16 protein-coding genes and 1 tRNA gene are annotated in these 13090 nt (G+C 36.4%); 10 read left to right on the top strand and 7 right to left on the bottom strand.

Features of this window, described 5'->3' with window-relative positions; genetic code table 11:
- Position 1 precedes the first annotated feature (1 nt).
- The 4 genes from BR30_RS0125180 to BR30_RS0125165 form a co-directional block, all read right to left on the bottom strand.
- A tRNA-OTHER gene (locus BR30_RS0125180) sits at positions 2 to 87 on the bottom strand.
- 51 nt (positions 88 to 138) lie between these two features.
- Positions 139 to 1224: a Ger(x)C family spore germination protein gene (locus BR30_RS0125175; RefSeq protein ID WP_026567427.1), complete on the bottom strand. Its 1086-nt coding sequence runs from the start codon at positions 1222 to 1224 to the stop codon at positions 139 to 141.
- Positions 1217 to 2302: a GerAB/ArcD/ProY family transporter gene (locus tag BR30_RS0125170; protein ID WP_035446111.1), complete on the bottom strand. Its 1086-nt coding sequence runs from the start codon at positions 2300 to 2302 to the stop codon at positions 1217 to 1219. The genes BR30_RS0125175 and BR30_RS0125170 overlap by 8 nt, the downstream gene beginning before the upstream one ends.
- 19 nt (positions 2303 to 2321) lie before the next feature.
- Positions 2322 to 3818 (bottom strand): spore germination protein, encoded by a 1497-nt coding sequence (locus BR30_RS0125165; RefSeq protein ID WP_026567425.1) that lies wholly within the window; start codon positions 3816 to 3818, stop codon positions 2322 to 2324.
- A 202-nt stretch (positions 3819 to 4020) separates the two neighbouring features.
- On the opposite strand from BR30_RS0125165, the gene BR30_RS0125160 reads away from it, so the two are divergent.
- Positions 4021 to 4932 (top strand): LCP family protein, encoded by a 912-nt coding sequence (locus tag BR30_RS0125160; RefSeq protein WP_035446109.1) that lies wholly within the window; start codon positions 4021 to 4023, stop codon positions 4930 to 4932.
- Positions 4933 to 5118: 186 nt separating this feature from the next.
- On the opposite strand, the gene BR30_RS0125155 is transcribed toward BR30_RS0125160, so the two are convergent.
- Positions 5119 to 5418, bottom strand: coding sequence for a hypothetical protein (locus BR30_RS0125155; RefSeq protein WP_026567423.1), 300 nt, complete (start codon positions 5416 to 5418; stop codon positions 5119 to 5121).
- 142 nt (positions 5419 to 5560) lie between these two features.
- On the opposite strand from BR30_RS0125155, the gene BR30_RS0125150 reads away from it, so the two are divergent.
- The 6 genes from BR30_RS0125150 (at position 5561) to BR30_RS0125125 (ending at position 9226) form a co-directional block, all read left to right on the top strand.
- Positions 5561 to 5842, top strand: coding sequence for a DUF1292 domain-containing protein (locus BR30_RS0125150; protein WP_026567422.1), 282 nt, complete (start codon positions 5561 to 5563; stop codon positions 5840 to 5842).
- Positions 5843 to 5973: 131 nt separating this feature from the next.
- Positions 5974 to 6222, top strand: coding sequence for a hypothetical protein (locus tag BR30_RS0125145; protein ID WP_026567421.1), 249 nt, complete (start codon positions 5974 to 5976; stop codon positions 6220 to 6222).
- A 21-nt stretch (positions 6223 to 6243) separates the two neighbouring features.
- Positions 6244 to 7029, top strand: a complete 786-nt coding sequence (locus tag BR30_RS0125140) for an alpha/beta fold hydrolase (RefSeq protein ID WP_026567420.1) — start codon at positions 6244 to 6246, stop codon at positions 7027 to 7029.
- A gap of 295 nt (positions 7030 to 7324) precedes the next feature.
- Entirely contained in the window at positions 7325 to 7969 is a 645-nt protein-coding gene (locus BR30_RS0125135) for an alpha/beta hydrolase (RefSeq protein ID WP_026567419.1), read from the top strand.
- Positions 7970 to 7993: 24 nt separating this feature from the next.
- Positions 7994 to 8434, top strand: a complete 441-nt coding sequence (locus BR30_RS0125130; RefSeq protein WP_026567418.1) for a DoxX family protein — start codon at positions 7994 to 7996, stop codon at positions 8432 to 8434.
- 15 nt (positions 8435 to 8449) lie between these two features.
- Positions 8450 to 9226, top strand: coding sequence for a dioxygenase family protein (locus BR30_RS0125125; protein ID WP_026567417.1), 777 nt, complete (start codon positions 8450 to 8452; stop codon positions 9224 to 9226).
- Between the two features lie 49 nt (positions 9227 to 9275).
- Here BR30_RS0125125 and BR30_RS0125120 read toward each other — a convergent pair whose 3' ends face one another.
- Entirely contained in the window at positions 9276 to 9650 is a 375-nt protein-coding gene (locus tag BR30_RS0125120; protein WP_026567416.1) for a hypothetical protein, read from the bottom strand.
- Between the two features lie 263 nt (positions 9651 to 9913).
- On the opposite strand from BR30_RS0125120, the gene BR30_RS0125115 reads away from it, so the two are divergent.
- Both BR30_RS0125115 and BR30_RS0125110 read left to right on the top strand, forming a co-directional pair.
- On the top strand, positions 9914 to 10288 hold the full coding sequence (locus BR30_RS0125115; protein ID WP_026567415.1) for a hypothetical protein: 375 nt from the start codon (positions 9914 to 9916) through the stop codon (positions 10286 to 10288).
- Between the two features lie 43 nt (positions 10289 to 10331).
- On the top strand, positions 10332 to 10661 hold the full coding sequence (locus tag BR30_RS0125110; RefSeq protein WP_026567414.1) for an antibiotic biosynthesis monooxygenase family protein: 330 nt from the start codon (positions 10332 to 10334) through the stop codon (positions 10659 to 10661).
- A gap of 56 nt (positions 10662 to 10717) precedes the next feature.
- On the opposite strand, the gene BR30_RS0125105 is transcribed toward BR30_RS0125110, so the two are convergent.
- Positions 10718 to 11890 carry a glycoside hydrolase family 18 protein gene (locus tag BR30_RS0125105; protein ID WP_026567413.1) on the bottom strand — a complete coding sequence of 391 codons (1173 nt, stop codon included), beginning with the start codon at positions 11888 to 11890 and terminating at the stop codon, positions 10718 to 10720.
- 207 nt (positions 11891 to 12097) lie between these two features.
- Between BR30_RS0125105 and trhO the strand changes: the two genes are divergently transcribed.
- Positions 12098 to 13063 (top strand): oxygen-dependent tRNA uridine(34) hydroxylase TrhO, encoded by a 966-nt coding sequence (gene trhO, locus BR30_RS0125100; RefSeq protein ID WP_026567412.1) that lies wholly within the window; start codon positions 12098 to 12100, stop codon positions 13061 to 13063.
- Positions 13064 to 13090: the final 27 nt, after the last annotated feature.

Raw genomic sequence — 13090 nt, 5'->3', positions numbered from 1 at the left:
AAGGGCTTGGTGGGACTTGAACCCACAAGACACACTGCAGTCAACAAGAAGGACTACAGGTTGCTCTACCACTTGAGCTACAAGCCCTGTTTTTATTTTGACCATTTACCTTAAAAATATCCGCTCCATTTTTAAAAATTAATCTACAGTCCCAGTTTGTTTGATATCTACCTTTACATGTACATGAACTTTTGCTGTTGGATAGAATCTCTTCCATTTTTTTTCATTAAAATCGCGATTTTGTTCTCTATATTTTGCACCTAGACCTAAAGGGTCCACTTCATGCTTTTGAAACTTTTTGATGAGTTTTAATGAGTGCTCTTCTAATTGCTCGGCAATTTCCTTTTGGATATGTTTTTTATCCAATGCTACCCTTTTTTTCTTGGGAGATGTGAATTCCTGAAGCCTTGTTTTCAACTTAAGATTAATCGTAAATTCCGGTCGGCCTTTTTTTATTTTTACTTGATAGTGTGCTTTTGAATGAAGATTATCTAGAACGACCTTTTCACCATTTTCTAAAGTGAAACGCTGTAAGCCTTGTATATATTTATCAACTAAACATTTAAATGTGAATGCATCCTCCATAAAAATAGGAAAGACATATCGATCATCTTTTAATATCGCCAGGCCAATAATTTTAATATTATCTTCTATCTGTTTGATTAATGGCAAATAGGGATCCTGTCCATTTTGGTTAAATTGAAATGAATATGTTTGTAAATTTGATTCAGGAAGATTATCTGATTTCATGGATTGATCCAGCATTTCTTGTACAAACAACGAAACATTTTCTGTTTTGAATTTCTCCATTTTAAGTAGTTCACTGGCATCCCCATCGACGACAGCCATTTGAATAACACTGCCTATGGCTGGGTCACGGTTTAGGGTGTCAACCACATCAGTAATCCCTTTTTTTGCTAGTGATTTTCCAAAAAGTGCAACCCGTAATTGACCGCTGACTAATGGATACCGTGACTCATTATTTATGTTGCTCCGAATTTCTTTACTCGTTTCACCCAAGGATATTTTGACTTCAGTGGTAGAGGGCTGATCCTTCTTATAAATTGGATAGGTAATGGATCCTTTTATCATTTTTTTTCCGGCCCAATCATATCCTACCCCCTGCGTCATATTTATTTGATTGACAATGTTGGTGGGTATCAGAGAACAACCGGATAATAAGAAAATAGTAACCCATATTACTATTAAGGTTCGATTAGCCATTTTGTTTTCTCCTTCTTAGTATTGTGAAAATTATTAGGAGGATTGGGATGTAGCCGTAAAAGATCCATAAATTTAGTTGGGTTACGTATTTACCCAGTGTTTCTTTCCATTGTTCGTTTATTAATTGAGATATAACGACACTGAGTAGGCTTAAAATGATTAAAAAGTTCTTTTGTTTCTTTTTAAAAATTCTCTTTAGACCTCTGGTAGTACACCATAACAGTAAAGTGATCAATGCTGAAACGATAATTAAATACATGGAGATATATAGGTATTCAAAGCGTTCTAAAAAAGATAGCCGGATAATTTTTATTAAAGTTAATTCTGGCCAAATGATTTCTTTTAACTGTCTTTCACTATAATAGGTAAATGATACAATCGCAGAAAGCGTATATAGTAAGGTAGTAAACAATACAGCTAAATGAGCGAACTTTTTTGACGATTTAGGATCTCTTATAAATGGATAGAACATGAGTAACGTTTCTGTTCCTGCTAACGTATACATAGAACTTTTGACTGCATCTAGCATATCCAAAAAAGAATGATTCATGATTGGCAGTAAATTGGAAAAATGAGCAGCTTTCAATGGAAAAATATAAAGGACGATTAGGGTGATTTGTGGAAAAATAAATGACAAAAAAGAAACACCAACAATAACCCGAAATCCTCCAGATACACAATAATAAACTACAACTAAGATTAATGAACAAAGTATCCATGAGGGTAATGTAGGGAACATCCAAACTTGAATAATCTCAATAAATCCAAGTAAGACCGAGACACTTGCCAACCAATAATAAATCATAATGATAAAACTAAAAAAATTACCAAGAATATTCCCAAACACTTTTGAATGGACATCAACGATATCTCCATCGGCTTTTTCGAGCAGTTTATACATCATCCATATGAATAGTTGAACTAAACACCCTGCCAAGAGTACACCAATCCAAGCATCATATCCTGCTTTCGCAGCAATGGTTCTTTGGAATCCTAATATGCCAACCCCAACTTGTGAATTATAAATAATAAAGAAAACTAAATAGGGAGAAACTTGATGCCTTTTATTCACTTGCACTGGAATACCCCTTTACGATTTATTCATAAAAATCGTTCACTGGCTCTGGGTTTTCTCGATTCCCAGTTGCTTTTCTTTTCTTTTGCGGTCTAAGGGTGGTCGGATTTTCTTGCTGTTTGGAAAAAGGAAGTCTAAACCAAAGATCTTGAAAAGATGTTGATCGTATTGGGTATAAGCTTAAATAAGGACGCCCGAGAGAAGTTAACCGTAATAAATGGATTTGTGTAAATTGCCATCCTAAAAACACCCCAAACAATCCAAACCATTGGGAAAGAATAATTACTGGAAACTTAATAAACCGAACAGTGTTGCTAAATTTATATACCGGCGACGTATAGGAAGCTAGGGTACCGAGCCCTACTAAAATAAGCAATACATTACTAGTTAACCCCGCTTCAACGACTGCCTGTCCGATAACAATCCCACCCACAACCCCAAGAGATTGCCCGATTTTAAATGGTAAACGAATACCTGCCTCTTTAACCATTTCAATCATGATTTCTAACATTAAAGCCTCTAAAAAAGGAGGAAAGGGAACAGTTGCCCTTGAACCAACTAGAGTTTCGAGCAATGGGGCAGGAATCAATTCATAATGATACGTCATGATCGCTACATACAAGGGAGTAGCTAGCCCAGAAATGTACAAAGTAAAAAAGCGTATGAGTCGAAAGAAATTTCCAATAATCCAGGAATAACTATAATCTTCCATCGCAATAAACGATTCAATTAAGGTAACTGGAACAAGGACTAGATTTGGTGAACCATCCACTGCAATGATTATTTTTCCTTCTGTTAGCCCTGCTGCCACACGATCGACTCGCTCAGTTGATATTGATTGTGGGAACAAGGAATTCGTATTGTCCTCAATCATTGAAGAAAGATAAGCACTGTCCTGGATATGATCATATTGAACATCGTTTATTCTTTGAACAACCGTGTTCACATTTTCCGGATCCGCAATCCCATCCATATAGATAACGGCAACATTGGTTTTTGAAAGTTCGCCGACTTTCATTTCGATTATAAGCAATTCAGGGACAGGTAATCGTTTTCGAATAAGATTAATATTGGTGTCTAATTCTTCAATAAAACCAACTTGTGGTCCAACTGTCGACGATTCCATCATTGCTATACTAACATCACGGAATTTACTGTTAGCAATATTTATTAATAAACATTCTTCATCTTGTTCATGCCTTTGAAGTGCCAAGAATCCCCGCATTAGGTTTTCAATGATTACCTTAGGATCATTTGTACAAAGAATTTCTTGTACAGGTATAACACTTTTTAATTCCTCTAATGATAGTTGCTCATTCAAAAAGGGCAAAACATCCTGGTGAAGGATGTCAGATGAAATCAGTGTCCGATAGTACGAAAGCCAAAAAGGATTCTCCTTTTTAATGGAAGTGTGCTCATGAACAAAGTCATTGGATTTTGATAATCGTTGGAGCCAATTTTGATTCTCATCGTTTTGTGAGCTTGCTTCTTTGCTGGGAAGATCTGCCTTTGGTTTCATGGATATCCCTCAAAATAATTTTTTCTTAATATGTGTAATAAAGGGAATTTTATGCAAATCATCCTGTGATTATAAGGTTTATGGAAGGAAAGATAATGGCAATGAAGAATAAACAAAAGCAAAAGATGAGAAATTAACAGAGTAGCAACTTTTATCTTGAATCGAATATTAGTGAAAGTTGGTGAAAAGCTTGAGAATATTTATGATAATTTTACTTTCTATTTTTTTAGGAGGCTGTTCAGCTGGAAATTTAAGTGACCAAAATCAAGTTCAACCCTCTTCACCATCCAAAATTGAAGATAGTACCAATCATAAAGATAAAAAAGGAATGATGAACTTTCTCTTAATTGGTAGTGATTCAAGAGGCGAACCTCAATCCTTTTCAGATGCCATCATAATTGCTCAATATGTTCCTAAAGAAGGTAATATCAAGTTAATTAGTGTGATGAGAGACAGTTATGTCAAGATTCCCGGGCATAAAAAGGGCTACGACAAGCTTAATATGGCCTATTTTATCGGGGGAAATGAATTATTAAAAAAGACCATTTATCAAAATTTCGGTATAAAAGTGGACCATTCCATTTCTATAGATTTTGAAGGGTTTGCGAATTTTATTGACTTGATTGCTCCAGAGGGTATTACTGTAAATGTTAGTCAAAAGATGATTGATGATTTCAATATGAAGGTGAACCCTGGAGAAAATGCGCTAAAAGGAAGAGAATTGTTAAAATATGTTCGGTTTAGGCATGATGACGAAAGTGATTTTGGTCGCGTTAAACGACAACAGGAAGTTATCGTCAAGGTAAAGGAACAGTTGAAAAACAAATTTAGTCATATAGAGTCGTTAGCCGCCCTGCCGGATTTTGTTGAGGAAAGTTTAAATCATGTGGAGTCAGACATGGATAAAGGAGAGATTTTAGCAGTACTGTCAAAACTAGTTTTTTATCCAATCAAAAATATCGACAGTTTACGTATCCCGGTCCAAAATAGCTATGTTAACAAAACCTATCCTCATGCTGGTGCTGTTCTAGAAATCAATTTGGAGGAAAATCGAGAGGCATTAAAGGATTTCTTAATGAAGCCTTCACCGGTGAACAGGGAGTATCATTATTAAGTAATAAAGCAGACATAGCTAGTGAACTATGTCTGCTTTATTGGAAAAAATACTGGAAGAAAATGTCTTATTGTACAAAAATCCTTAAAATTTGTACAAAACTAATCGTTATTTGTACTTAACTTCATAAATTGGTACAAAATGACCCGAAATCCGCACAAAACCACTCAAAAATTGCACAAAATGTTATTTCTTCAGTTTGTTGATCTCTTCCGTAACCACAAACGCAAGATCATCATTGCCAAACAACGATAACACACCAAGCAACGTTTGGTCGCTGACTTCTCCAGCTTCTTCTTTTGATACAGTTAACTCAATGGCCTCTCGTAAAGCTGGATTAGAACCCTGATTAGGATAGGCTTGTAAATATAACTCTTCTGGATCAAGGTCATGATTCACACACCATTGAGCAAAGACGAGAATCATCATTTTCTCTTCGCCACGATAGTTTTCGATTATTTTTTCTTCTAACTGTTTTGGATTCATAGGATTCTCCTTAGCAAGCGTTATGAACTAATTATATAAGATTTTTGTCGAATATATAATGGAAATACATGTTTTCGAATAAACTCCAACTTTTTAGGGATACTGTGTTAAGAAAATACTTTTAAAGGAAGTTGAACGTATAATGAGTAAAATTGAAGTTCAAGAAATTTTTACGATTACGGATGAAAATGGTGAAGAACAAGAAGTTGAAGTGCTTGGGGTCATGACAATAGAGGGTACAGACTATGTTGCTGTCGGGTTTGCGGACGAAATTAGGCAGGAATCTGAGGAAGATATTGATATCTTTTTTATGAAAGTCGATGATGAAGGTGATTTAGCCGCTATCGAAAGTGATGAAGAGTTCGACAAGGTTTCTGAGGCGTTTGATGCCATGATGGATGAAGAAGAGGGAATGGAAGAGTAATATAACCATCGGAGAGGGATGTTTGAAGCTCTCTCTTTTTTGCTTCATAAATTTCAATTGGAAAAAATATGTATGTATATAACCTTTCTAGGCATACTACTTATGAAGAACATCTATAAAGGAGCAATATCATGTTAATTGAAGAAGGTACTAAATATCAAATATCTCAAGGTATTAAAAGTTTTTTCAATTCTGCAGAATCTTTTACAGTTAAGAGTTATAATGGCGTCACTGTTCAATTTACACTTGCAGATAGTAAGGGGCATGGTTCCATGCCAATTGAGCATTTAGACTATTTATTGAAAAAATCAAACTTAACATTAATCCCAAATAAAAGAATATTATTAAGTAACGATAATAGTGAAGAACAAATTAGCTGAACAAACTCTGGGGTGAAGCCTATGGAAACTAAGAAACTCAAAGCTAAAGATTCAACGGTAGCGTACATAGATAGTGGAGAAGGGAAGCCAATCGTGCTTCTGCATGGCTTTTGTGGGAGTTCTAGCTATTGGGAGTTTGTAATTCCTACATTGTCAGCTAATTACAGGGTGATAGCACCGGACCTTCCTGGACATGGACAGTCAGATCCTCTTCAAGGTAGCAGCACGATTGAAAATATGGCTGATCAAGTGAAAAATCTTTTGGATGCATTAAATTTAACGGAAGTAACAATGTTTGGTCACTCATTAGGCGGGTACATCACGCTGGCTTTTGCAGAAAAGTACACTGGTCAATTAAACGGATATTCGCTTATTCATTCAACCGCCTTTCCAGATTCGGAAGAAGCGAAAAAAGCCAGGGTCGTCAATATTGATAAAGTAAACCGGTCGGGAATCTACTCGCTCATTGACGGATTGGTCCCAAAATTATTTTCGCAGGAAAATCAGGATGAGAATTATGTTGGTACTGCAATGGAAATTGGCTATGCTACTTCAGCAGAGGGGGCGATTGATGCGCTTAATGCGATGAAGGACCGGCCAGACCGGAATCGAGTATTAGAATCCTCGACATTGCCCATTCTCTTAGTTGCAGGGGAACAGGATCAAATCATTCCAGTAGAAAAAACATTTTCTGTAAGTAAAGCGAATATAAAGCAAGCTAAAATTAAAGATTCTGGTCATATGAGTATGTTTGAAAATCCGATGGAACTTATTTCTGAGATACAGGGATTTTTAGCACCTCTATAAGGTAGATTATAGGAACCAACTTGGTTCCTATTTTTTGTATTCTAATATAAAACAAGTTTATATATTAGAAAATAATTATTGACATTATAACGATTCTCTTGTTATTCTATAAACAACAAAGATTCACATTAGAAAACTTTCGATGTGGATATCTTTTTTATCTATTAGTTTCTTTATATGAATCTTTTTTATTTATTTCGATTCAAATTCCTTAATTTGAATTAAGGGTAAGTAATCATATAAACAGCCATCCTAATAATATTAGGAATATATGTTTAAAAGAAAGGATGATAGGATGAATTCACCGATGATTTATGAGCTTCGTCGTCCAACACAGACTGAACCTGGAAAAACTTATCCTGCGTTGTTTTTAATGCATGGGATTGGCAGTAATGAACAAAATATGCTGTCATTAGTAAACGGCTTAGAAGACCGTTTTTACATTTTTAGTATCCGTGGTCATATTCCACAACCTCCAGGCTATTCGTTTTTTACGATTCAAGGATATGGAAAACCGCACCGGGAAGTGTTTGATGAAGGAATCCGTAAACTAACAAGTTTTATTGATTATGCCTGCAAGGAATATCCATTGGATGAGAGCCAATTGTTCTTACTTGGCTTTAGTCAGGGAGCAATTTTGTCGATGACGCTTGGATTAACATTGGGCAGCCGAATAAAGGGAATTATTGCACTAAGTGGATACATTCCTGCTTTTGTAAAAGAAGAGTACGAAATCCACTCAGTTGATAATCTGTCCTTGTTTATTTCCCATGGTGAAATGGATCAGGTTCTTCCATTTGATTGGGGATTGGCAAATAATGAGTATTTTAGTGGTTTAGGGGCAAATGTCACCTTTAAAACCTACCAAGAAGGACACACCATCTCATTGGATAACCATCGTGATTTCATGAACTGGTTAATGGAAAAAGTAGAAAAATAATGATAATAAAAGGGGAAAATAATCATGTTAAAAAAATTCGAAGTTAGCACATTAATTTTAAGAGTCGTTTTAGGTATTACATTCTTTGTACATGGGTTAGTTAAATTTCAAGGTGGAATTGAAAATATCGTTGGCTGGTTTGACAGTATTGGGTTACCAGGTTTCTTAGCCTATGGAGTGGCTACAGTAGAAATGATTGGCGGAGCCGCATTAGTTATAGGTTTAGGCAGTCGAATTGTCTCAGCTCTATTTTCGTTACTAATGATTGGTGCAATCGTTAAAGTAAAACTAGCCGTAGGATTTTTAGGAAACGGACAAATGGCTGGTTATGAATTAGATTTGGCTTTCCTAGCTATGGCTTTGTTTATTGCGATTAATGGCAGTAAAATGTTTGCACTTGATCAACTCATTTTCAAAGGTCAGAAGGAAGAAACTACTTCTTTATCAAAAAGCTATAATAATTAAAAGGGGGATGTAAATATGATGCCATCTTTTTTTATTGCGCATGGAGCACCATTATTAGCAGTTGAGAATAATGAGTATACTCAGTTTCTAAGCCAGCTCGGTCAAACTCAGCCTAGGCCGAAAGCAATTATATTGTTTTCAGCGCACTGGGAATCATCGATGCAAAAAGTAAGCGAAGTCGACACATATGACACCATTTATGATTTTGGTGGCTTCGACCCGGAGTTATACACAATTAAATATCCGGCTAAAGGGGACCACCAGGTTTCACAAGAAATTAAAGACTTGTTCGCGAAAAACGGAGTCCCATTTGAAGTAGAAACGAACCGCGGCCTTGATCATGGGGCATGGGTAGTACTTCGAATGTTGTATCCGAATGCAGATATCCCTGTCATTTCGATGTCCGTTAATCCGAATCTTAAACCGGAAGATCAATATAAAGTAGGAAAAAGCTTAGCCTCATTAAGAGCAATTGATATATTAATCATTGCAAGTGGAGGGACAGTCCATAACCTGAGAGCAGTGAAATGGGCAGATAATGAAATTGATCAATGGGCTCTTGAATTTGACGATTGGTTGGCTCAGCACTTAAATAATTGGGACCTGGCGTCATTATTTAAATATGATTCCCTTGCACCTAATGCTGAATATGCTGTACCACGTTATGGCAATGAACACTTCATCCCAATTTTCTATGCAATGGGAGCTGCCGACGATAGTCAAAAAGCAAAGCTGCTGCATCGCAGTTTCCGCTACGGAAATTTGAGTCATAGTGTTTGGCAATTTGGGTGAATTGGATTAAATAACAAATCCTTTCCGCTATGGAAAGGGATTTTGTTATTTAATTATAATCATTTTCAATGAGATCCGGGTCCATATAGATACCATTAAAAAATACAGCCATCTCTAAAGTGCCCTTTGTATTATAAAAAGGAACTCCGACCATAACAATATCATCGTGTGAATGATTAATAAATACTTCGATTTTTTTTACTCCATTGTAGCTATATCCGTCACTTTTAAGTGAGTGTTTTACGTTCTTAAACTCTTGACTACTTAATAAAGTTGCTACAATTTTATTCTTTTCAGCTCCTAATACTGGTGAAACTATGCAACCACATTCATCTGTCTCTGCAGCCTTTGCTGTATTCCCAGTACTAACAAACAACGATAATCCAATAATGATTCCACATAATACTGTTATTAATTTCTTCAAGAATTTCTCCTCCTTTATATAACCTCCTTTATTTCATTCTCTGTTTTTCGACATTCTCCTTTAAAAAATTGGGAAAATATTCGACAAATGCCAATATTTATTACAATTTCGTGTCTAATTGGGTGTCAGGCACCTAGTAGTTTCAATCTACCATAATTAGGGTTAATTTTTTGAATATTCATTGACTTCTTGTATACATTCGTATACATTATACATGTAACCATTTTTGTATACATTTGTATACACAGAAAGGGGTTTTTAATATGAAAAACGAAGAATATAAGAACCATGACAAAGGCAGACTTCACCGCGGTGAAGGTTATAAACGAAAAGACAAGGATTCTCACCACCGAGGTGCAAAAACATTCCGTCGAGGAAGAGCCATTGCATTTTTAGAGATGATGAATGTAAAACGTTCTACCATAATGAAACAGTTAGAAGCGCCAGAGTTTCAATCGATTAATCAAGTTCTAGTCGGTGAATTAAAAGCAATAGATATGATCATTAACGAATTTGTCCAATTATTTGAACTTCACGAAATGGATGCAATCGATTCAATTAATAAAACTGAAGAAGAGGAAATTTCTTCAATAGCTACAAAAGATTCGTTAGATAACAACCAGAATGAAATGGATTAAGCAAAAAAAGACATAACTTAAATAAAAGATTGGAGTTGTTTTTATGTTCGTTCAGTTAAGAAAAATGACAGTAAAAGAGGGTAATGCAGAGCAAGTCGTAAAACGATTCAGTGGAGAAGGTTTGATTGAAAAACAGGAAGGATTCATTGATTCAACTGTTATGGTGAAAAAAGTTAGGCGAGGGGATGAAGAAGTCATTGTTATGATTCGGTGGGAGTCAGAGGAATACTGGAAGCAGTGGGAAAAGAGTGAGGCACATATAGCGAACCATAAAGCAAATCTTGGTAAGCCGAAGCCTGAATATATGGTTAGTTCAGAAGGTGGATTATACCAAGTAAAAGCGGTTAAAACTGCAGCCAAGCAGTTATTATAATAAAACAACGCTCAGAGCGATTAGTCTCAGAGCGTTGTTTGGTGATTTCTTCGCCTTTAATAGCCTTTTGCGGTATAGTATTTCACTGGTTCTTTATTAGAAGCTTTCAATTCTGAAAAGATTGTCCCTGTCAAACTATGTGACCCTTGCGCATCTAGACCCACTTCCCACATCATCATCCCGCCAAAGCCGTGATCAAGCGCTAGCCTTGTTTTCTTTTTCATTGTCGGACCACCGTTATAATGGTAGGTTGTCCCATTCATTTTCACGGTGTCCTTTCCGGCAAACGCAGGGTTTTTTTGAATAATTGCTGCAAATGAGACCTGTTTAATTTTAGGGTCTTCCGGTTGGGCGTACGATGGGACTCCCAATACTAATTTCTCTTTTGAAAGTTTATGAGTATCAAAGAGATTTGTCCAATAGTTTACGATTTTCTCAGTAAACGGATAGGGCGATAAATTAGCTGCATTGTATCCGCCGTCCCATTGACCATCATAGGCCATAATATTCACATGGTCGACATATTGAAACATGGACGGTTCATATTTAATAAAGCCAGCCTCGGTTAACGTGACCGCATGAATTTTTGAATGAACAGCAATAGACAGCTCTTTCTTTTTCGGGTGAAGCTGGGCGCTTAATTCTTTAGCAAAGGAAGCGAGATTTTTTGCATCAGCTGTCGTCCGAGGGTGTTCAAAATCGATATCAATACCATCCAGCTTCTCGCGGACTGCAAGATTAGTAAGCTCTTTCACTAGCTTTGCTCTAGATTTAGAATTAGAGATTGCTGGTTGAAAATAATTATAGGATTCTCCGCCCTTAATATGGTACCATCCACCGATTGCAAGGATAACTTTGGTGTCATGGCTGTCTGCTTTTTTAACAACCGTTCGTAGATTTTTTAAAGCTTGGTCGCCATTAAATAACACCGTTCCATCCTTGGTCGGATGGACGAATGAGAAAATGACATGTGTTAATTTCGAATAATCAACCATGTTTGGATCACGATAATCCTGAACATAACCGATGAGTACCTTTGATGCTGCTTTTTTTAATTTAGGAAACTCTTTTGCATTTGGCTTAATAGCTGATTTTGGTGCATCTTCTATGATGAGCGTACTAGGACGCACTTGCTTTTTATGGTTAGAGGTGAAAAGGACTCCTGTTAATATTCCTCCAATAAAGGTAACCGCGATTACCAGGCCAAGGAGGAGACGACGTTTATTCATAGTTATTGGTCCTCCCTATTATTTCTCACTTAAAAAATTGTAACAGAAAAAGCGATGTAAGAAGGTTGGTAATATCCACCTATGCAAGAATTGCCGCCATTGGGAAGTGAAAAAATTTGAATTCAGATGTTTCTTTTTGCTATAATCATAAGGTTAATGTTAAAAACCTAGTGTTTTTTATATATAAAAATTTGTAAGGTGGTAACCATGAATCAAGACTTTAGAGTGTTATTGTACTATAAATATGTAACCATAGAGAATCCTGAGGAAGTGACTCAGGAACATCTTCAATTCTGTAATGAACTTGGCCTCAAAGGCCGAATTATCATTGCTGCTGAAGGAATTAATGGTACGGTGTCAGGCACCATTGAACAAACTGACGCGTATATGGCATATATGTATGAACATCCTTTGTTCGCAGGTACTATTTTTAAAATTGATGAAGCGTCTGAGCATGCCTTCAAAAAGATGAAAGTTCGGTTCAGACCAGAGTTAGTTACTTTGCGTTTGGAAGATGACGTCAATCCGAATGTGCAAACAGGCAAGCATTTGAAGCCAAAGGAATTTTTTGAGGCAATGCAAGATGAAGATACAGTTGTTATTGATGCACGAAATGATTATGAGTTTGATCTAGGTCATTTTCGAGGAGCTGTCCGTCCGGATATTCTTAACTTCCGTGATCTGCCACAATGGATTCGAGAAAATAAACAGGAGTTTGAAGGAAAAAAGATTCTTACTTATTGTACTGGTGGGATTCGCTGTGAAAAATTCTCCGGTTGGCTGCTTCAAGAAGGTTTTGAAGATGTATCACAGCTTGAGGGTGGAATCGTTACTTATGGTAAAGATCCCGAAGTACAGGGAGACTTATGGGATGGTCAACTCTATGTGTTTGATGAGCGCATTAGTGTTCCTGTTAACCAAAAAGAGCATGTGGTTGTTGGGAAAGATTTTTACAGTGGCGAACCATGTGAACGCTACGTGAATTGTGCCAACCCAGAATGTAATCGTAAAATTCTTTGCTCTGAGGAGAACGAACATAAGCACTTACGAAGCTGTTCACACGAATGCCGTGTTCATCCTCGCAACCGTTATGTAGCACAGCATGGTTTAAGCGAAGAAGAGGTAGCGCAAAGATTGGCTGTCATTGAGAAAGAAAAAGAGTTAATCAAATAATTATTTTAATGAAAAACAGGTCATTGC

Source organism: Bacillus sp. UNC41MFS5 (assembly GCF_000686805.1).
This window is presented reverse-complemented; position numbering and strand designations above follow the sequence as displayed.